This is a genomic window from Kitasatospora sp. NPDC048715, from assembly GCF_043198905.1.
GTDB classification, from domain to species: domain Bacteria; phylum Actinomycetota; class Actinomycetes; order Streptomycetales; family Streptomycetaceae; genus Kitasatospora; species Kitasatospora lactacystinica.
Genome location: NZ_JBICVH010000010.1, coordinates 257,184 through 274,960 on the forward strand (window position 1 = coordinate 257,184; position 17,777 = coordinate 274,960).

Consider the following 17,777-nt stretch of genomic DNA (forward strand, 5'->3'; position numbering starts at 1 on the left):
CCGCCAATCGACCCGCCGGTCGGGCCCGGTTGGGTAGAGGAGGGGGCGGACTGGGTATCCGACGGCCGGGCCGATGCCCGATCATTGGTCGGCGGACCGTCAGAACGCCTGGCGGGAGCAGGGGGAGAGGACTGCATGGTCTCGATCTGGGAGTACCTGCGCGGGGACAAGAGCTACACCTTCGACAACCCCGGCGGTCAGCACAAGGTCATACTCACCAAGTCGGCCCCGCAGCACGCGATCACCGGGTCGGCCGCCACCACCGGCTACCTCTACGTCAACCTGCACTGGACGATGAGCGCCGGAGGCGCCGCCCGGCCGAGCACCCGGGAGTCCGTGAAGCGGTTCTTCAGCCCACGGATCCTGCGGCCGCAGGACCCGGACTCGCCGCAGGGCACCGAGCCGACGAACGTCGACCTCGACCTGGCCTGCATGTACGAGCTCTCCGACGGGAGCACCGGCGTGGTGCAGCCGCTCGGCGGGCTCTTCGGAGACCTCCAGAACGCGCCGTACATCAAGCTCAGCGGCGACGACCAGTACGGGGCGCCGTCCGGCGAGACGATGTACGTCAACCTGGAGAAGAAGGACAAGTTCAAGCGGCTGCTGATCTTCGTCTACATCTACGACGGCACGCCGGCCTTCGAGCAGTCGCACGCGGTGGTCACGATCGTGCCGCAGACCGGGCCGCGGATCGAGATCAAGCTGGAGGAGCGGGCCCGGGCGGCGCGCTCCTGCGCGGTGGTGCTGATCGAGAACTCGGGGGACAACCAGCTGACGGTGCGCCGCGAGGTGCGGTACGTCAACGGGTTCCAGGCGGACATCGACCGGCTGTACGGCTTCGGGATGCAGTGGCAGCGCGGGTACAAGAGCGACTGACGGCGGTCGGCGGTCGGCGGTCGGCGGTTCGGTGGTGGTGCCGGGCCGGGGCCGCGGCTCGGCGGTTCCGGCGGGGCCGGGGTCGCGCGGGGCCGGGTCCGGGTCTCGGCGGGGCCGGGGCTGTCGGGCGGCCCCGCCGGGGGCGTCAGCGGGGCTGGAACTGCGGGCCCTGCGGGGGCAGGGCGAACTCCTCGCCGGTGGAGGCCGGGGGCTGGGCCGTCGGCGGCTGCGGCGGGACGGGCGGCTGCTGGCCGGTGCCGGGCTGCGGGTAGCCGTAGCCGGCGGGGCGCTGCTGCTGCGGCGGGACGGGCTGGTTCGGCTGGGGATAGCCGTAACCGCCCGGCTGCTGCTGGTACGGCTGCTGGCCGGTGCCCGGCTGCGGGTAGCCGTAGCCGCCGGCGGGCTGCTGCTGGGGGTGGCCGTACGCCGGGCCGGTCTGCTGGGGGTAGCCGTAGCCGGTGCCGGGCTGGTGGCCCGGGGGTGCGGTGGGCGGCGGGGGCATGGTCGGCGGGGCCGCGGGCGGCGGCGGGGTCGCCGGTGCGGGCGAGGCGCTCGTGGCGGCGGTGGCCGGGGCCGGGGCGGTGGCCGGTGGCTGGGTGGGCGGCTGGGCCGGGGCGGGCGGCTGGGCCGGCGGCGACAGCGGGACGGCCGGGGCCAGCGTGAAGGTGCCCGGCTCGGGGGTGGTCGAGCGCGGGTCCGGCATCGCGGTGCTGCGCGGGTCGAGAGTGCCGGACGGGGTGGTGGACACGGGCACCTGGGCGGGCACCTGGTCGGCCTCCGCCTCGTCGTCCACCATGATGCCGAAGTCGGTGGCGAGACCGATCAGCCCGGAGGTGTAGCCCTGGCCGATCGCCCGGAACTTCCAGGACCCGGACCGGCGGTACAGCTCGCCGGCGACCAGGGCGGTGACGTTCTCGGCGTCGTCGATCCCGAACTCGGCGAGCGCGGGCACGCCCTCGCCGGCCGTGGCGTCGAAGAGCAGCAGGCGCAGCCCCGGCACCGCGCGGAACGGTCCGCCCTCGGAGGAGCCGGCCAGCACCACCCGGTCCACCTCGGCGGGCAGCTTGCCCAGCTCGACCTCGATCGTGTCGATGATCTCGGCGCCGCCGGAGGTCTGCTGCTTGGGCAGGTGGCGGACCAGGCCGGAGGGGTGGCGGGGCTGGTTGTAGAAGACGAAGTCGGCGTCCGAGCGGACCTTGCCGGAGGCGCCGAGCAGCAGCGCCGACGCGTCCACGTCCGGCGCACCGGGCGTGGCGCTCCAGCGCAGCACGGCGCGGACCGCCGCCGCCGGCAGTGCGATGTTGGCGCCCTTGGCCATCACGTGCGTCATAGCCGACCATCCTGCCTGTTCGCCACCCCTTCGGACAACGTGACCGGACCGGTCCGTGCCGGGTCGGACTTTGCCAAGACTTGCGCTTTCCGAGGTTTGCCGCCGTCGTTTCCGGGGTTCGCCGCCGTTCCGCCCATGATCGTCCAAGTGGACCGGGATGTTCCGGGAGTTCAGTGCCGGGGAACCGGGACCGGCCGGATCCCGTCCGTACGATGGGCGGTCGAAAGGTCCCCGGGGTTTCGACGCAGGGGCGCCCGGCGGAGGCGCCCCGGGAACCAAGGCGCCCGGTCGGCCGGTTGACCAGGGTGTCGTCGGCAACCGGTCAGGGGCCGGTCCACTTCCTGGAGGAGAGCACCTTGCGCCATTTCGGCCACCTCGCCGAGGACGTACGCGGCCGGCTCTTCCTGGAACAGCCGCGCCCGTTCGACGTGCGGAGCGAGCCGACGGTGCTCGCCACCGCCCTCGGCGGCACCCTCTACAGCCCGGCCACCCGACCCGCCCTGGCCGCCGACATCCGCAAACTCGCTGGTCGGGGCGTGGTGTCGATGGTGCTCTGCCTGGAGGACGCGATCGCCGACCACGAGGTGGACGCGGGCGAGCGGAACCTGGTCGAGCAACTGAATGACCTGGTCAAGGATTTCACCTCCTGTGCACAGAGCCACCCCCTGCTCTTCATCAGGGTCCGCACCGCCGCCCAGATCCTCGACCTGGCCCGGCGCCTCGGACCGGCCGTCGAACTGCTGAGCGGCTTCGTGCTGCCGAAGTTCACCCCCGAGAACGGTGGCGAGTACCTGGCCGCGCTGGCCGCCGCCGAGGCCGCGACCGGGCGGCGGCTGTTCGCCATGCCCGTCCTGGAGTCGCCCGAACTCGCCCACCTGGAGACCAGGCGGGACCAGCTCTTCGGCATCGCCGACCTGCTCGCCGGCCACCGCGAGCGGGTGCTCGCCGTCCGGCTCGGCGTCACCGACCTCTGCTCCGCGTACGGCCTGCGGCGCTCGCCCGACCTCACCGCGTACGACGTGGCGCTGGTCGCGTCGGTGATCGGGGACGTGGTCAACGTGCTCGGCCGGGCGGACGGCACCGGGTACACCGTCACCGGACCGGTCTGGGAGTACTTCCCGGTGCAGGAGCGGATGTTCAAGCCGCAGCTGCGCCGGACCCCGTTCGCGGGGGCGTCCGTCTCCGTCGCGGCCGGGGCTGCGGCCGGGACCGCCGGGACCGCCGGAGCTGTCGGGACTGCCGGAGCTGTCGGGACTGCCGGGATCGCCGGGGCACTGCGGGCCTCCGGGGAGGAGGTCCGCCGACGGATCATCGAACACGACCTGGACGGACTGATCCGGGAGGTCGAACTCGACCGGGCCAACGGCCTGCTCGGCAAGACCTGCATCCACCCCAGCCATGTGCCGGCCGTGCACGCCCTCTCCGTGGTCACGCACGAGGAGTACTGCGACGCCCGGGACATCCTCCGGCAGGAGCAGGACGGCGGCGGGGTACTGCGCTCGGCGTACACCAACAAGATGAACGAGGCCCGGCCGCACCGGGCCTGGGCGGAGCGGGTGCTGCTGCGGGCGGAGGTGTTCGGGGTGGCCCGGGAGGACGTGAGCTTCGCGGAACTGCTGTCGGCCTGCCTGTGCGGCTGACTGTTTCCGCGACCGAACCCGAGCCGTTCCCTCCGGTTCCCCCGGCGGGGATATGACGGATCCGTGAGCGGCGGGCACCGACGCACCGACGCACCGACGCACCGACGCACCAACGCACCGACGTACCAACGCACGAACGCACGAACGCACCAGCGCACCATCGAAGGCAGGACCAGCAGTGACAGCAACACCGCAGACGTGGACCGGCCGTTGGGTCGCCGACCGGGCCGGGATCGCGCTGACCGGATCCGAGCGCCTCCCCGAACTCGTCGGCCTGGCGCTGCGCTCGGGAAACCCCAAGCGCGCCCACCTGCTGGTCTCCAACGTGCTCGGCAAGCACGTGCCGCAGCGGCCCTCGGTGGTCCACGGCACCGGGCTCGAACTCGGCCGCCGGGTCCGCGAACTGCTCGGCGCCGCGGCCACCGCGCGCGCCGTCGTGCTCGGCTACGCGGAGACGGCCACCGGCCTCGGCCACAGCGTCGCCGACGGCCTGGACGCCCCCTACCTGCACTCCACCCGCCGACCGGTGCCCGGCCTGGCCCCGGTCGGCGGCTTCGAGGAGGAACACTCGCACGCCACCTCGCACCTGCTGCTCCCCGCCGACCCCGCACTCCTCGCCGGGGACGGGCCGCTGGTGCTGGTGGACGACGAGTTCTCCACCGGCCGCACGGTGCTCAACACCATCCGCGACCTGCACGCCCGGCACCCCCGCGGCCACTACGTGGTGGTCGCCCTGGTGGACCTGCGCTCCGCGGCCGACCGGCGCCGGCTCGACGAGGCCGCCGCCGAACTCGGCGTCCGGCTGGACCTGGTGGCCACCGCGAGCGGGACCGTCGAGCTGCCCGAGGACGTCGTGGCCCGGGCCGAGCGGCTGATCGCCGCGGCGGCACCGGAGGAAGCGCCACCGGCGGCCCCCGCGGCGCCGCTGGCCCGGATCGAGCTGGACTGGCCCGCCGGACTCCCGGACGGCGGCCGGCACGGCTTCACCGCCCGCGACCGCGCCCGGCTGGACGCCGCACTGCCCCGACTCGCCGGACAGCTGGCCGAGGCCCTGCCCGCAGGGGCACGGCGGGTGCTGGTGCTCGGCTTCGAGGAGCTGATGTACGCGCCGCTGCGCCTGGCCGACGCCCTCGACGAACGGCTCGGCGGCAACCGCGTCCGGTTCTCCACCACCACCCGCTCGCCCGTCCTGGCGGTGGACGACCCCGGCTACGCCATCCGCACCCGGCTCGCCTTCCCCGCCCACGACGACCCGCAGGACGGCGGCTCGCCCGAGCGCTACGCGTACAACGTCGCCCCCGGCAGCGACCCGGCGCGGCGCTTCGACGCGGTGGTGCTGGTGGTGGACGACATGGCCGACACCCCGGCGCTGCACGAGGGCGAGCGGGCGCTGCTCGGCCAGCTGCGGCAGGTGACCGACCGGGTGGTGCTCGCCGTGCTGCCCTCGCACCGGCCGGTGGCCGGGGGTGCCGCGCTGGCTGGGCCGTCCGCGACGTCCGCGACGTCCGCGCCGGCTGGGCCCGTTCCGCGGTCCGTTCCGCCGTCGCTGTTGCCTTTGACGTCGCCGTTGCCGTCGTCGACGCTGCCCGTGCCGCTGTACGGGCCGGCGTTCTCCTCGTACCCGGCCGAGGAGGTGGCCTGGCTGCTCAAGGACCTCTCCGGGGTCGCGCTCGAAGCCCCCACCGAGGAGCGCGAGGAGGCCGTCCAGAACGGCGGCGCGCACTACGCCGAGTCGCTGCCGGTCGAGTACCAGCCCAGCCCCGAGTACCAGGAGCTGTTCCAGCAGGCACTGCGCGGCTCCGCCGCCCGGATCGCGCTCGCCGTCGGCACCGTCGCCGAGACGCTGCTGCGCGAGCGCGGCCCCGGGCTGGTGCTCGCCTCGCTGGCCCGCGCCGGCACGCCCGTCGGCATCCTGGTCCGGCGCTGGCTGGCCTTCGCGCACGGCCTGTCCGTCCCGCACTACGCGGTCTCGATCGTGCGCGGCCGCGGCATCGACCCGGTCGCGCTGCGGTACCTGGCGGCCCACCACCGCGCGCAGGACGTGGTGTTCGTCGACGGCTGGACCGGCAAGGGCGCGATCACCCGCGAACTGGCCGGCGCGCTGGCCGGCACCGACTTCGACCCGGACCTCGCGGTGCTGGCCGACCCGGGCCGCTGCGTGCGGACGTACGGCACCCGGGACGACTTCCTGATCCCGTCCGCCTGCCTCAACTCCACCGTCTCCGGGCTGGTCTCGCGCACCGTGCTGCGGGCCGGGCTGATCGGGCCGGACGACTTCCACGGCGCCAAGCACTACGCCGAACTGGCCGGGAGCGACGTCTCGGCGGCCTTCCTGGACGCGGTGGCCGCCCGCTTCGGCGAGGTCCGTGCCGCGGTGGCCGAGGGCGCCGGCCGGCTCGCCGACGACCCGCAGCGGGCGCCCGACTGGGCCGGCTGGGCCGCAGTCGAGCGGATCAGCGCCGAGTACGGCATCGACAACGTCAACCTGGTCAAGCCCGGCGTCGGCGAGACGACGCGGGTGCTGCTGCGGCGCGTTCCCTGGCGGATCCTCGCCCGGCGCGGCGCCGGCGCGGACCTCGACCACGTCCGGCTGCTCGCCGCCCAGCGCGGAGTCGAGGTCGAGGAGGTGGACGGCTTGCCGTACACCTGCGTCGGCCTGATCCACCCCCGCTACAGCCGCGGGGCGACCGGGGACGACGGGCGTGCCGTGACCGACGGGCACCGCGGTACCGACGGGCACCCCGGCACCGACGTGCGCCCCGGCGCCGACGGGAGCGCCGTGACCGACCGGCGTGCCGCGACCGACCGGCGTGCCTTCACCGATGGGCGCGTCGCGACCGAGACTACGGGGAGGGATTCCTGATGGGTGTTCTGGTGGCCAGCGACCTCGACCGGACGCTGATCTACTCCGAACGGGCCATGGCCCTGGCCGAGCCCGACCGGCTCGCGCCGCGGCTGCTCTGCGTCGAGGTGTACCAGGGGCGGCCGCTGTCCTTCATGACCGAGCGGGCCGCCGGGCTGCTCGCCGACCTCGCCCGGGAGGTCTGCTTCGTCCCGGCCACCACCCGGACACCGGAGCAGTACGGGCGGGTCAACCTGCCCGGCCCGACACCGGACTGGGTCCCCGCGTACGCGATCTGCGCCAACGGCGGGCAACTGCTGGTGGACGGCGTGCCGGACCGCGACTGGCGGGCCGAGATCACCACGCGGATAGCGGCCGGCTCGGCCCCGCTGGAGGAGGTGACCCGGCGGCTCGCCCTCTGCGCCGAGCCGGAGTGGACGCACAAGCGGCGGGTCGCCGACGAGCTGTTCGCCTACCTGGTGGTCGAGCGCGCCGCGCTGCCGGAGGGCTGGCTCGACGAGCTGACCGGCTGGTGCGCCGAACGCGGCTGGACGGTCTCCCTGCAGGGGCGCAAGGTGTACGCGGTGCCCGCGCCGCTCACCAAGAGCGCCGCGCTGGCCGAGGTCGTCCGGCGCGCCGGCGCCGACACGGTGCTGGCGGCCGGGGACTCACTGCTCGACGCGGACCTGCTGCTCGCGGCGGACGCGGGCTGGCGCCCGGGGCACGGCGAACTCGCCGACAGCGGCTGGACGGCCCCCGGCGTCACCGCCCTGACGGAGGTGGGGGTGACGGCGGGGGAGGAGATCGTCCGGCGGTTCCTCGCCGGAGCGTCCGCCCTGCCGGTCGGGGTCTGACCGGGACCGGCCCCGGTCAGCCGCAGCAACCGCCCCCGCAGCAACCGCCCCCGCCCCCGGCGGCGGGGGCCTGCTGGGCGGCGGCCGCGCCACCCGTGACGGCGACGGTGGACAGCAGCTTCACGGTGTCCTCGTGGCCCTGCGGGCAGACGGCGGGGTCGTTGGCCTGGGCCATCGGGCGGCGGAGCTCGAAGGTGGCGCCGCAGGAGCGGCAGCGGAAGTCGTAGCGTGGCATACCGGCAGCGTACCCAGCGGGGGTGGCTGCCGGGAGCCCTGTTCCGGCGCCACTGGTCCTCCTGGTCCTCCTGGTCCTACCGGTGCCACCGGCGTTCCCGGTCCTACCGGTCCTACCGGTCCTACCGGTGACCGCCGAGGTCCCCGCGGATCAGCTCGATCACCCGCGCCGCCGTGTCCCGCACGCCCGCGAGCTCGGTCAGGAAGTGCCAGTAGTCGGGGTGCCGGCCCGCCTCCTCCAGCGCGGCCACCGCGCGGTCCAGCCGGGCCACCGCCTCGTCCAGCGGGGCGGCGTGCCGCGGGTCCGGCGCGCTGCGCCCGGCCATCGCCAGCCGCTGCGCGTCCCGGATCGCGAAACGGGCGCGCTCGATCTCCCGGTTGGGGTCGTGCTGCACCTCGTTCAGCTGCCGCAGCCGGTCGTTCACCGCGGACACCGAGCCGTCGGCGGTCTCCAGCAGCGCGCGGACCGTCCCGATCGCGGCGGTGGCGTCCGCCCAGCGCTGCTCGTCCCGCGCCCGGGCGGCCTCGGCGAGCTTGCGCTCGGCGGCGCGGCCGGTCTCCGCGACCTGGTCCGACACCCGCTGGAGGTCCTGCCAGCAGGCGGTGCTGAACCGGCGGCGCAGCTCGCTCAGAGCGGGCTCGACCGTAGCGGCCTTGGTCTCCAGTGCCTGGATGCGGGTCCGCAGGCTCGCCACCCGCCGGTCGATCTCCCGCGCCCGCTCCGGCAACTGCCCGGCGTCGGCGGCGATCGCCTCGGCGCGGTGCTTCACGTCGTCCGCGCGCCGCAGGGTGTCCGCGACCCCGTGCCGTGCCGGGCCCTCGTTCAGCCGGCCGAGCTCGGGCGCCAGCTCGGCCAGCCGGGCCGCCAGGTCGTCCGCCCGCAGGCCGGCGCCGCGCGCCTCGTCCAGCGCGGTGGTGGCCGCGAGCAGCGCGCGCTTGGCCTGCTCGACCGCCGGGGTGACCCGCATCAGCTGCTGCTCGGCGTGCTGGACGGTCGGCTGCAGCCGGCGCAGGAAGTCGTTCAGCTCCGCCCGGGCCGAGCCCAGCTGGCCCTTCACGTCCTCCAACTGGCGCTTGGCCTGCGCGGCCGTGCCCGCGTCCAGGGTCTCGCTGTCCAGGTTGTGGGCGTCGAGCGCGGCGAGGTAGTTCACGGTGACCTGGTCGACCCGGCCGGAGATCGCCGCCAGGTCGGCCAGCGCGCGCTGCGCCGCCTGTCCCTCCTCCGCCGCGCGGACCGTCTCCACCGCGAGCTGCACCTCGCGCTGGGTCTCCTCCAGCTCGTAGAACGCCTCCTGGGCCGCCGCCCGGGCCTCCCGGGCCTGTGCCCGTCCGCCCTCACCGCCGCCGCGCCGGCCCCACCAGCCGCCGGTCCCGGCCGAGGCCAGCCCGACCGCCCCCAGTGCACCCGCCAGCACCACCGGCAACACCAACGCGTCGGCCAGCGCACTCCCCGCCCGACGCCGCCCCCGCCCGCTCCCGCCGGCCACCGTCACTGCGCGCTCCCTGCTCCGACCCGCTGATCCGGCCTCCATTCTCCCCGATCCCCCCACCGGCCCGGCACCCCCTCCCACCCCATCCACCTCACGGCCCCGCACCCCGCCGCACCCCCGCCCACCCGCCACCCCACCGGACACCCGGCCCACACCACCTCCCGGGACCAGGTACCCTAGGCACTCGTCGTACGCCCACCGGGCATACGGCAGGGGGCGCGTAGCTCAGTGGTAGAGCGCTGCTCTTACAAAGCAGATGTCGGCGGTTCGAAACCGTCCGCGCCCACAGCGAACATGCAGGTCAGAGGGCCGTGGTGGCAGCTCGAAAGAGCCGACACCACGGCCCGAAACACATTTAGAACACATCACGCCGCAGCGGCGTCGGCAGCTGCCTCCAAGGCAGCGACTTCGGCGGCGAGCTTGGCCGCCTTCTTCTGTGCCTTCTCGGCCTTCTTCTTCGCCAGCTTGAGCACCTTCGACCGCTGGCTGTCGAGCCGGTCTGACACCTCATCCAGACGGTCCGGCCAGAGGTGACCGTACGTGTCCAGCGTCAGGGTCGCGGTCTTGTGGCCCAGCATGGTCTGGACCACCTTGACGTCGGCGCCACTGGCGATTGCCAGGGAAGCTGCAGTGTGCCGCAGTTTGTGAAGCGTGATGCCGAGGTCTGCCAGGCCAGCGCTCTCCAGAGCCTTCTTGAACCGCCGACGCGTGAAGTTGCCGACGATCAGCTTTCCGCCCTCGGGGGCTGTGAAGAGAAGGTCGTCTGGATCGCGGCCGGCCATCAGCAATTCGAGTTCCTTGAGAAGGAACGCGGGCACTGGAACCGAGCGGCGCTCATGGTTCTTCGGAGTGTCGAGGTATAGGCCGCCTTTGTCTCGACTCCACGTCTCGGCGATCCGAACGCGTCGGGTGGCAAGGTTTACGCGACTGATCTTGATTGCCGTGGCTTCGCCCCAGCGGACTCCGGTATAGGCAAGAAATAGGATCAGCGTCCGATACTCGCCGCAAGCGTCAGCGAGGTTTTCCACCTGCACGTTGTCCAGGTAAACGTGCTCCGGCGGGACGTAGCGAGGGAGCGGGATTCCGATTGCCGGGTTATAGGCAATCCGGCGCGCACGCACTGCATAGTCCAGTACTCCCTTAAGGACGACGTGGATCTTCCGAATGGTGCTCGCGGAGAGGGGTTTTCCGTTGGATACGGAGTCCGCGAGGATGTCGCTGAGCCACTTGGCGATGCCGTCGAACTGGATGCGAGCGACCGGAGTTGATCCCCATTTGGGGATCACGTATGTGTCGAGCGCGATGCGGTACCTGGCGCGCGTCGAACGCTTCACATTGAGCTTGGCCGTGAACCACTCTTCCGCAATCTCTGCGAACTTCGTGCGGCCCGCAGATGGGTCTCGGTAGGTTCCGTTGCCGAGCTTTTCCTCCAGCTCGGTCCGAGTGGCTTCGGCATCGACCTTTCGCCGGACGGTCTTCATGCGAGCCTGGCCGTCCGGGTCGTACCATCGCACGCGGAACCTGCCGGGAGCAGTGCGTCCGCTGGACTTTGCTTTCGCTACTGCCGCCTTGAAGTCGGCATGGTTAATTCGGTCTTCTATCCAAACGCGGGACATAAATCACCTGGATCTGCCTTGCAATGTTCATGGTCATATCCATTCCTTCTTTCTGCCCGTTCGAATGCGCGGCTTCTGCCGCATTTCGGGTTGCATGGTTTATCGGTGATCCGCGTGCCGCGCCAATAGTGACGGCGGCGCGGTGCGGAAGAGTGAGGTCCGGAGGCCGGGGTGCTGTGCCGGAGGTCAGGCCGGCCGTGGGATCGGCCGGATGCCGAGCGCCGGGTTGCTGGGCAAGTGCCCGTGGCGGACGGCGTATTCCAGGACGCGCTTGAGTGCTGCGAGGAGGCCGTTGATCGTGGCGGCGCTCAGCTGACCCTCGGCGCGCAGGACCGACACCAGGCGCTCGATGTCCGCTCGGGTGATCGTGATGGCGAGCCTGCGCCCCAGGCGCGGCAGCACGTGCAGGTCGAGAGGCCTGCGGTTCGGGAACCTCGGCGCCCCTGGCCGGGTGGATTGCACCGGCAGGGACGACCAGTGATCGACCAGGCGGTTGAGCGTCACCGGCGCCCGGCCGTGGGCGATATCGGCCCGCGCGGCCGCCGCGAGGTGCAGGGTCGGCACGCTCAGGCTGTGGGAAGTGCCCGACTCGTCGCGCCAGCGGACGCGGTAGCGGGCCGGAGGGGTGCGGCCGGCCGCGCGAGCGCGTCCGACGGCCAGCAGGTAGTCCGCGTGCTTACCGCGGTCCTCGATCCGAGCGTGGAGCATGGTCTTCTGCCAATCGTTGATATATGCATGTCATAAGATCGCCTCTTTTTCTGCCCGTACGGGTGCGGGACCGGTCGGTCGCGCAATCGGGTTCGCTGTACTGGCGTCGCGGCGGTGCCGAACGCCGGGTGCTGTGGCTGCCCTACTTCGAGTCGGAGTCGCCGGGCTTGAGCAGGGCGGCGAGTTCTTCCGGGCTTGAGCCCGACTGAACCGCAGCGTTGATCTTCTCCAGGGTCGCTGCCATCTCCGAGTTGAAGGCCGCGGTCATCGCGGCGGCCCGGTCCTGGAGCACCGAGCTGGTGAGGTCGGCGAGGGTCCGCTGACTGTCTCCAGCCGGCCTCCGCTGGATGGCCGTCGAGTAGAACTGCCGGGAGTCGCTCTGAGGTAGAGCCTTCTGCCCGCTGAACCACTCCATCAGCAACTCGCCGTCACTGACTGCCAGTTCGGGAGTCAGTAGGAGCTTCGTACCCGGTACGGCCTCGTCCGGCAGGCCAAGCAGGTGGATCGGCGAGATGTCCAACGCCACTGCGAGGGCCACGACTTCGTCGATCGAAAGCTCGCGCCGTCGAACGCCGTTCGTGTCGCGCCGACCCGTCTCGATGTTGGCCAGGACGGGGGCCGTCAGCTTGGTTGCGCCGGCATCGTGGCAGGCGGCTGCTAGTTGCTTCACCGTCCACCCACGTCGATTTCGGGCCTCCTTCACCCGAAGCGCTACCGCGTCGCTCACCGACAGGGTCGGCGGGGCCGAGTCGCTCGACATCTGGCCTCCTTGCTTGTCGTATCGGCAACTCTACTCATCGCCTCTCGATTGTGCAATCGACAACCCGTAGGCCCGTCGGAGTGCGTCGATTCGACAAGCAGTCCTCTCGCGGGGCGACTGGGCCCGGGTGGATGGCGCCAAGAGTGTCGAAATGACAAGTTCATGTGTCGCATTGACAATCGTGCCCGTGTTGTTCGATGCTCATCTCGGTTGTCCAAACGACAAGCAAAATTGTCGAAATGACAAGTGGACGAGATGTGAGTGCTCATGAGTACGGACAGGTTGTGGACCTTGCAGGAGCTCGCGGAGTTCCTGGGTGTGCCGACGCAGTCGATCTACCAGATGAACTGGAAGGGCACCGGACCGCGGAGCTACAAGGTGGGGCGCCACAGGCGGTACGACCCGCGGGACGTGCGGCAGTGGTTGGAAACCCGCTCTTCCGACACGGGGAGCGGGCGATGAAGCGACAGCTCGGCACGACTCGCCGCCCATGGTGGTCCGCGGACGACGCGGCGGTCTACCTCGGCATCACGAGCGCGGACCTGCGGGAACTGGGTGGTGCGGGCACCGGCCCCAAGTACACCGAGACCCCTGACGGCCTCCGGCGCTACCGGCCGTCCGACGTCAGGCTCTGGGGCTCGGCGGGCTTGGTGCGCGACAGCCGCGGATGGAACGGGGAAGCACGGTGACGCGGCGGTGGCCCGGCGCCCCTGTTGGCTGGCCAGCCGGCCCGGGCGGAGGTCCGCCCCCGCCCCGCCCGCCGTAGCCGGAGCCGCTCATCCCGACAGAACGGCGCCGAAGCCACCCTCACCACCGCAGGAGTTCACCATGCACAGCTTCACCCACGACCGCTACGCCGAGCAGCCTCCCACCACTTGGGTAGGTCGACACTGGATGGCGACCACCAAGGACGGCTCCGGCCGGTACCTGCGCGGACTGATCCTCGACGTGCGACCCGGAGGCGTGCACGTCCAGTGGCCGCCCTCAGACGGCCAGGCCGGCCGCGCCGAGTGGACCACCACCGACAGGGGAACGCTGGCCAGAGAGTGAAGACAGGCAGAAGGCCGGGGGCCTCACCGCGAACGGTGAGGCCCCCGGCCTTCTGCCTGCGTACGCAAGCCGAACCGTCGGCCGGCATCGTCGTCAGCCAGGTCAGCTCACGCGGCCCAGCAGCTCCGCAACCGCAGCGCCGTATGCCCTGGACCGCTCCCAGACCGCGTGGCGGTCACGGTTGGCCCGCTTGAACTCCTCCTCCAGGTCGGCCCGCACCCGCATTCCGAGGTTGGGGTGCAGCCAGGTCTGAACCTTCCAGCCCGTCTTCCTGCCGAGCACGGTGCTGGGCGGGACCGAAGTGCCCTGCCCGCGCTGGCCGTCGGGCTCGAACGCCTCGTAGTAGGCGTCGCGGTTCCGGTGACCGAGCAGGCTGGCCCGCAGGAGTCGGGCCTGCTCGGCCACGTCCAGGACCAGCGGGTCGTCCTCCGGAAGTCCGACGAGGCTCTCGGGACCGGCCAGCGGGATCAACCGCCAGATCCCGGCGTCGTCGCGGAAGACGGCGGCGCTGCGCCACCAGCGAGGGGCAGCGGCTCCGGGCAGAAGCCGACCGTGCGGAAGCCACAGCGGTGCGGGTCGGCCGGCGGCACGGCGGCGGAGGGCGAACCGGGCGGCCTTGAGCAGAGCGGCGTCCCGCGCCCGGCTGAGCGCGACGGCGGAGAACAGTCGCTCTCGGCTGTCGCGCTCGTCCTGCCCGCGGCCACCGGGGAACTGGTCGTGAACGGCTTCCACCGTGGTCGCGGCGCTGCGCGCAAGCTCCGTCCGTTCGGAGAGTTCGCGGGCCGTCCGGCTCCACGAATGTTGGATCATGTTCCCTGCTTACGTCGAGGGGCGCCGGAGGTGCTGCCGGGCCAGGACAAGATCAATCGGAAACTACGAGGGAACGATCCGTCGGAAGGCGACCGCCTGCTTGTCCCAGTATCCGCCGGTGAAGGTCGTGATCTGGATGTTCTTGCCTGTCCGCGGCGCGTCCAGGACGAGGTTCGACCCGAGGTACATCCCGACGTGGCCGGGCGAGGTCGGCGTGCCGTCGCTCCCGGCCAGGAAGATGAGGTCGCCCGGTTTGAGCTGCGATGCAGCGTAGACCGGCGTCCCGTTGAAGACCTGCTCGAAAGTCGTCCTGCTGATCTTGATGCCGGCGGCCTCGTAGGCGCGCAGCATCAGGCCGGAGCAGTCGTAGCTCGGATCGCCGGTGCCGCCCCACTGGTAGGGCATTCCCAACTTCGAGATGCCGAACTTGATCGCGGTCACGACCTGGACGGGGGTTCCGGCCGGGAGGGAGAAGCCGGCGGGGAGGCTGATGGCGTCGGTCGTCGTCTGGCCGTCGCCGTTGCCGAGCGAGCAGTTCGTGGCGTTCCCGCTGTAGGTGGCCACCAGCTGCTGGGCGGTGCTCTCCCACTTCGCGTAGGCGGACGGGAACGCGCTTGCCTGAACTCGCTGAGCGGCCACGGTGACCGGCAAGGCCTCCCAGCCCGGAACCTTCACCAACGCCGCGTAGAACTTGGTCGCGGCGTAGACGGGGTCCATGATCTGTGCAACCGAGCCCCAGCCCTGCGACGGGCGCTGCTGGAACAGGCCGACCGAGTCCAGGTCTCCGGAACTGAGGTTCCTAAGCGTCGACTCCTGCAAGGCGGTCGCGATCGCGACCACCGCCGCCTGTGGCGGCAGCTTGAGCTGGACCGAGACCTGATAGATGATCTGGCCGTTGTTGATCTGCTCGGTGGTCAGCTGCTGTCCGTCTGCGGTGGCCTGCCCGGGTGCCGCCGGCTTGAAGCAACCCAACCCGCCGGGGGAGACGGCCGGGGTAGCGGAGGCAGTTCCTCCGCCGGAGAGTGCGATGCCAAGAACCACCCCGAAGGGCGCCAGAACGCCTGTCAGCGCCAGATGGGCTGCCTTCTTCACGTGCCACCTCTGAGGCCGGCGCGTCGGAGGCGCGCGGCCGATTCACATCAGCTAATTGGAATTGATCGAACCATAGGCTGATGTGACCCGCTCTGGTCAACCAGAGTGAGGGTGATCAGTGCCACTAGTTAGCCAAAGTGAATCTCGTTAGGCGTGCCTCACCGCCGGGAGGTTCTTGCGGGGTGGCGGAGTTCGACCGTCACGCGGCCGTGGCGTCTGCTGCGAGCGGCTTAGCCGCCGATGCGTCCGAAGATGTGCTGGAGGGCGGCGGGCCTCAGGTCCGGGAATGCCAGGTGGAGGACGGCGTCGGCGATGCCCATGTGGGGCCGGACTTCCACCGCCTCAAGCGGGCGGTTCGGCGGCGCTTCATCCAGTGCTGGTGGGGCGGCTGCCGCAAGTGCTCGCCGCAGTGCCTGTGAAGGGGTGCTCTGGACCGGCTGTCGGTTGCCGCAGAGCTGCGACGCGCTCATGAAAGATGCCTCCCTGATCGGGAGGCAGTCCTATGGAGCAGGCGACGGTAGTCGGCCGGTTACTCCTCCCGGCTCGCAGAACTGTATGCGAGTGGCCACCCGGAGTGTGCCGACTGTGTGAGTTTGTGATGATCTGGCGAGTGACCTGGCGTGTGGCGCTCGTCACTCGGGCGCGACCCCGGGGTCGGGTAGGCCCTCCATCGCCCGCGCGGATTGGATCATGGTGGTGATGGCCGCCATGCTGCGCTCCGAGAGCCCGTCCGCGTCGAGCACCATCTGCCGGATCGACGCATTGCGCAGCGCGCCCGCGAGGCGGAGCTGCTCGTCGGTCCGCTTCGCCATCTCCTCCTCGTAGAAGTAGAGCGGAGAGACGCCAAAGAAGTCGGCAATTGCCTTGAGGCGACTGTGCGTTGGGTCGGTCCGCTTGCCCTTGCGCAGCTGCCACAGATAGGTGGGCCCGAGGACCTGGTGGCCGGCCTTCGTGTTGATCGCCTGGGCGACTTCGGGGTTGGTGTACGGGCCTCGGTCGGCAGGGTGCACCGTCTCGAACAGGTGGTTCAACCGGCTCGCGATCGACCCGGCCTCGGCGGATTCTTCGACTGGCATGACGCGCGTAGCACCCCTCAGATCTGACTGGGTCTCATCGTTGCGCACAGTGACGCCGATTAGCCACCGTAAACAGAGAGTGTTCGGGTGAGGCTAGTCACATTCACTTTGGTTGACGCGTCGGGCTCGTGGGCGTTTATCGTTTGCTCACGGCCAATTAGCCAGAGTGAATAGCACTGACCCCCCGTGCTGAACCCAGGTGAAGGCCGCTTCATCCGCCTCCCCGTGCCCGACAGCAGGGGCGGCTCCTTCTGACCAGGACGGATCCTGCGGGATCGCTGGCATGTCTGCCTTCCGGGAGCCCGGTATGTCCCTCACCCTGCAAGCCGTTCACTACCTTGCTGACGTTCACTACCTCGCCGATATCCAGAATCCGGCACCGGCCGACCCGACGAACGGCAGCAAGGGCGCGAACCTCCTCTTGAGCTACGCGAAGTGGGGCGCCCTGATCGCGTGCGCCGTCGCCGCGGTGGTCTCGGGCGGCCTGATGGGCATAGGCCACCTCTCCAACAGGCCCGACTCCGCGGAGAAGGGGAAGAGGAGCCTGGTCTGGTCGCTGGGCGGCGTGATCGTGACCGCATGCGCGATCCCCGTCGTGAACACCGTTTTCGGCGCGGCGGCCTAGGCCACGCCATGAACCAGTTCCTCGACCACCGCCCCCGCCGCCGGATTCTGCCGCTGCTCCTCCTCGGTGTCGTTGGCCTGCTTGCCTTCGTCGCCGTAGGGGTCGCCATCGAGTCCGGCAGCGAGCCCCGCGGGCCCAAGGTGTTCACGCCGCCGGCCGCCATCCCGCCGCCGGGCTCGGTCACCGGTGTGGACTCCACCGGGTCGCCCGCCCTCGGGCTGACCGGCCCGCTCCAGCTCGTCCGCGGAGAGCGCCTCGTCAACGGGGTTCAGGTGGGCTACCCGCATTCCACGGTAGGCGCTGTTTCGGCGGCGGTCGAGTACTGGCGCCAGCTCGGCTCCACCCTTGAACCCGACCGCGCAGCGGCCGTCGCCCGGCTCGTCGCCGTCGACTCCTGGTCCAACGCCGCAGACGTCCTCGCCCAGGGCCCGGCCGCCACGCGCAAGGGACTCGGCCTGCCGAAGAGCGGCCAGTTGCAGCCTGGGACCTCCGTCGTCCTGTCGCCCGTCGAGTACCAGGTGCGCTCGGTCGGCCCCGACAACGTCCAGGTCCTGCTGCTGGCCACCTACACCGCCAGTGTTCCCGGCGCCGGGATTCAGACCCGCATGGGCGTCTACCCGCTCGACCTGACCTGGTCCGCGACCGACTGGCGCATTCCCGCCCCCTCGGGCAACTCCACCACCGACTACACCAGCCTCGTCGCCGAGCCGGGCAGCCCCCAAGCCTCGGCCAAGGGCTGGCAGGAACTGAAGCGATAACCATGGTCACCAGCAC

19 protein-coding genes and 1 tRNA gene are annotated in these 17,777 nt (G+C 71.3%); 11 read left to right on the forward strand and 9 right to left on the reverse strand.

Annotated elements, in window-relative coordinates:
• The first annotated feature begins 135 nt into the window (after positions 1-135).
• Positions 136-876: a Tellurium resistance gene (locus ACGFSC_RS20660; RefSeq protein ID WP_359914470.1), complete on the forward strand. Its 741-nt coding sequence runs from the start codon at positions 136-138 to the stop codon at positions 874-876.
• Positions 877-1,021: 145 nt separating this feature from the next.
• Here the strand turns inward: ACGFSC_RS20660 and ACGFSC_RS20665 are convergent, their stop codons facing one another.
• Complete coding sequence (locus ACGFSC_RS20665; protein WP_359914467.1) at positions 1,022-2,206, reverse strand: TerD family protein; 1,185 nt, start codon at positions 2,204-2,206, stop codon at positions 1,022-1,024.
• 356 nt (positions 2,207-2,562) lie between these two features.
• On the opposite strand from ACGFSC_RS20665, the gene ACGFSC_RS20670 reads away from it, so the two are divergent.
• From ACGFSC_RS20670 to ACGFSC_RS20680, 3 genes are all read left to right on the forward strand, one after another.
• Positions 2,563-3,846 carry an HpcH/HpaI aldolase/citrate lyase family protein gene (locus tag ACGFSC_RS20670; protein WP_359914464.1) on the forward strand — a complete coding sequence of 428 codons (1,284 nt, stop codon included), beginning with the start codon at positions 2,563-2,565 and terminating at the stop codon, positions 3,844-3,846.
• A gap of 178 nt (positions 3,847-4,024) precedes the next feature.
• Positions 4,025-6,709 (forward strand): phosphoribosyltransferase, encoded by a 2,685-nt coding sequence (locus tag ACGFSC_RS20675; RefSeq protein WP_359914462.1) that lies wholly within the window; start codon positions 4,025-4,027, stop codon positions 6,707-6,709.
• Complete coding sequence (locus tag ACGFSC_RS20680) at positions 6,709-7,542, forward strand: HAD family hydrolase (RefSeq protein ID WP_359914459.1); 834 nt, start codon at positions 6,709-6,711, stop codon at positions 7,540-7,542. The genes ACGFSC_RS20675 and ACGFSC_RS20680 overlap by 1 nt, the downstream gene beginning before the upstream one ends.
• 16 nt (positions 7,543-7,558) lie before the next feature.
• On the opposite strand, the gene ACGFSC_RS20685 is transcribed toward ACGFSC_RS20680, so the two are convergent.
• Both ACGFSC_RS20685 and ACGFSC_RS20690 read right to left on the reverse strand, forming a co-directional pair.
• Positions 7,559-7,777 carry a zinc ribbon domain-containing protein gene (locus ACGFSC_RS20685; protein ID WP_359914456.1) on the reverse strand — a complete coding sequence of 73 codons (219 nt, stop codon included), beginning with the start codon at positions 7,775-7,777 and terminating at the stop codon, positions 7,559-7,561.
• A gap of 121 nt (positions 7,778-7,898) precedes the next feature.
• A complete protein-coding gene (locus ACGFSC_RS20690) occupies positions 7,899-9,308 on the reverse strand; it encodes a hypothetical protein (RefSeq protein ID WP_359914453.1) in 1,410 nt (469 codons plus the stop codon).
• A gap of 172 nt (positions 9,309-9,480) precedes the next feature.
• On the opposite strand from ACGFSC_RS20690, the gene ACGFSC_RS20695 reads away from it, so the two are divergent.
• A tRNA-Val gene (locus tag ACGFSC_RS20695) sits at positions 9,481-9,552 on the forward strand.
• 79 nt (positions 9,553-9,631) lie between these two features.
• Here ACGFSC_RS20695 and ACGFSC_RS20700 read toward each other — a convergent pair.
• The 3 genes from ACGFSC_RS20700 to ACGFSC_RS20710 form a co-directional block, all read right to left on the reverse strand.
• Positions 9,632-10,780 (reverse strand): tyrosine-type recombinase/integrase, encoded by a 1,149-nt coding sequence (locus tag ACGFSC_RS20700; protein ID WP_359914450.1) that lies wholly within the window; start codon positions 10,778-10,780, stop codon positions 9,632-9,634.
• 288 nt (positions 10,781-11,068) lie between these two features.
• Positions 11,069-11,590 (reverse strand): hypothetical protein, encoded by a 522-nt coding sequence (locus ACGFSC_RS20705; protein WP_359914448.1) that lies wholly within the window; start codon positions 11,588-11,590, stop codon positions 11,069-11,071.
• A gap of 142 nt (positions 11,591-11,732) precedes the next feature.
• A complete protein-coding gene (locus ACGFSC_RS20710; RefSeq protein ID WP_359914445.1) occupies positions 11,733-12,350 on the reverse strand; it encodes a helix-turn-helix transcriptional regulator in 618 nt (205 codons plus the stop codon).
• A 267-nt stretch (positions 12,351-12,617) separates the two neighbouring features.
• Here ACGFSC_RS20710 and ACGFSC_RS20715 point away from each other — a divergent pair, with 267 nt between their 5' ends.
• From ACGFSC_RS20715 to ACGFSC_RS20725, 3 genes are all read left to right on the forward strand, one after another.
• Complete coding sequence (locus tag ACGFSC_RS20715; protein ID WP_359914443.1) at positions 12,618-12,812, forward strand: helix-turn-helix domain-containing protein; 195 nt, start codon at positions 12,618-12,620, stop codon at positions 12,810-12,812.
• Positions 12,809-13,039 carry a hypothetical protein gene (locus ACGFSC_RS20720; protein WP_359914440.1) on the forward strand — a complete coding sequence of 77 codons (231 nt, stop codon included), beginning with the start codon at positions 12,809-12,811 and terminating at the stop codon, positions 13,037-13,039. The genes ACGFSC_RS20715 and ACGFSC_RS20720 overlap by 4 nt, the downstream gene beginning before the upstream one ends.
• Before the next feature lie 139 nt (positions 13,040-13,178).
• The gene (locus tag ACGFSC_RS20725) at positions 13,179-13,400 is read left to right on the forward strand and encodes a hypothetical protein (RefSeq protein ID WP_359914438.1); all 222 of its coding nucleotides are present in this window, start codon (positions 13,179-13,181) and stop codon (positions 13,398-13,400) included.
• A 102-nt stretch (positions 13,401-13,502) separates the two neighbouring features.
• On the opposite strand, the gene ACGFSC_RS20730 is transcribed toward ACGFSC_RS20725, so the two are convergent.
• Both ACGFSC_RS20730 and ACGFSC_RS20735 read right to left on the reverse strand, forming a co-directional pair.
• Positions 13,503-14,210 (reverse strand): hypothetical protein, encoded by a 708-nt coding sequence (locus tag ACGFSC_RS20730; RefSeq protein WP_359905074.1) that lies wholly within the window; start codon positions 14,208-14,210, stop codon positions 13,503-13,505.
• 63 nt (positions 14,211-14,273) lie between these two features.
• Entirely contained in the window at positions 14,274-15,302 is a 1,029-nt protein-coding gene (locus ACGFSC_RS20735) for an NlpC/P60 family protein (protein WP_359905071.1), read from the reverse strand.
• A gap of 182 nt (positions 15,303-15,484) precedes the next feature.
• Between ACGFSC_RS20735 and ACGFSC_RS20740 the strand changes: the two genes are divergently transcribed.
• Complete coding sequence (locus ACGFSC_RS20740; protein WP_359905068.1) at positions 15,485-15,721, forward strand: hypothetical protein; 237 nt, start codon at positions 15,485-15,487, stop codon at positions 15,719-15,721.
• A gap of 213 nt (positions 15,722-15,934) precedes the next feature.
• Here the strand turns inward: ACGFSC_RS20740 and ACGFSC_RS20745 are convergent, their stop codons facing one another.
• Positions 15,935-16,378, reverse strand: coding sequence for a helix-turn-helix domain-containing protein (locus tag ACGFSC_RS20745; RefSeq protein WP_359905065.1), 444 nt, complete (start codon positions 16,376-16,378; stop codon positions 15,935-15,937).
• A 307-nt stretch (positions 16,379-16,685) separates the two neighbouring features.
• Here ACGFSC_RS20745 and ACGFSC_RS20750 point away from each other — a divergent pair, with 307 nt between their 5' ends.
• Positions 16,686-17,003 (forward strand): hypothetical protein, encoded by a 318-nt coding sequence (locus ACGFSC_RS20750; protein ID WP_359905063.1) that lies wholly within the window; start codon positions 16,686-16,688, stop codon positions 17,001-17,003.
• Between the two features lie 8 nt (positions 17,004-17,011).
• Entirely contained in the window at positions 17,012-17,761 is a 750-nt protein-coding gene (locus ACGFSC_RS20755) for a hypothetical protein (RefSeq protein ID WP_359905060.1), read from the forward strand.
• The last annotated feature ends 16 nt before the right edge of the window (positions 17,762-17,777 follow it).

What these genes read in the sequence shown, in the direction of transcription:
- ACGFSC_RS20705 (WP_359914448.1), bottom strand. Translation starts at nt 11,590, where the DNA reads ATGCTCCACGCTCGGATCGAGGACCGCGGTAAGCACGCGGACTACCTG.
- ACGFSC_RS20725 (WP_359914438.1), top strand. Translation starts at nt 13,179, where the DNA reads ATGCACAGCTTCACCCACGACCGCTACGCCGAGCAGCCTCCCACCACT.
- ACGFSC_RS20730 (WP_359905074.1), bottom strand. Translation starts at nt 14,210, where the DNA reads ATGATCCAACATTCGTGGAGCCGGACGGCCCGCGAACTCTCCGAACGG.
- ACGFSC_RS20665 (WP_359914467.1), bottom strand. Translation starts at nt 2,206, where the DNA reads ATGACGCACGTGATGGCCAAGGGCGCCAACATCGCACTGCCGGCGGCG.
- ACGFSC_RS20680 (WP_359914459.1), top strand. Translation starts at nt 6,709, where the DNA reads ATGGGTGTTCTGGTGGCCAGCGACCTCGACCGGACGCTGATCTACTCC.
- ACGFSC_RS20660 (WP_359914470.1), top strand. Translation starts at nt 136, where the DNA reads ATGGTCTCGATCTGGGAGTACCTGCGCGGGGACAAGAGCTACACCTTC.
- ACGFSC_RS20745 (WP_359905065.1), bottom strand. Translation starts at nt 16,378, where the DNA reads ATGCCAGTCGAAGAATCCGCCGAGGCCGGGTCGATCGCGAGCCGGTTG.
- ACGFSC_RS20710 (WP_359914445.1), bottom strand. Translation starts at nt 12,350, where the DNA reads ATGTCGAGCGACTCGGCCCCGCCGACCCTGTCGGTGAGCGACGCGGTA.
- ACGFSC_RS20720 (WP_359914440.1), top strand. Translation starts at nt 12,809, where the DNA reads ATGAAGCGACAGCTCGGCACGACTCGCCGCCCATGGTGGTCCGCGGAC.
- ACGFSC_RS20715 (WP_359914443.1), top strand. Translation starts at nt 12,618, where the DNA reads ATGAGTACGGACAGGTTGTGGACCTTGCAGGAGCTCGCGGAGTTCCTG.
- ACGFSC_RS20685 (WP_359914456.1), bottom strand. Translation starts at nt 7,777, where the DNA reads ATGCCACGCTACGACTTCCGCTGCCGCTCCTGCGGCGCCACCTTCGAG.
- ACGFSC_RS20755 (WP_359905060.1), top strand. Translation starts at nt 17,012, where the DNA reads ATGAACCAGTTCCTCGACCACCGCCCCCGCCGCCGGATTCTGCCGCTG.
- ACGFSC_RS20690 (WP_359914453.1), bottom strand. Translation starts at nt 9,308, where the DNA reads ATGGAGGCCGGATCAGCGGGTCGGAGCAGGGAGCGCGCAGTGACGGTG.
- ACGFSC_RS20750 (WP_359905063.1), top strand. Translation starts at nt 16,686, where the DNA reads ATGTCCCTCACCCTGCAAGCCGTTCACTACCTTGCTGACGTTCACTAC.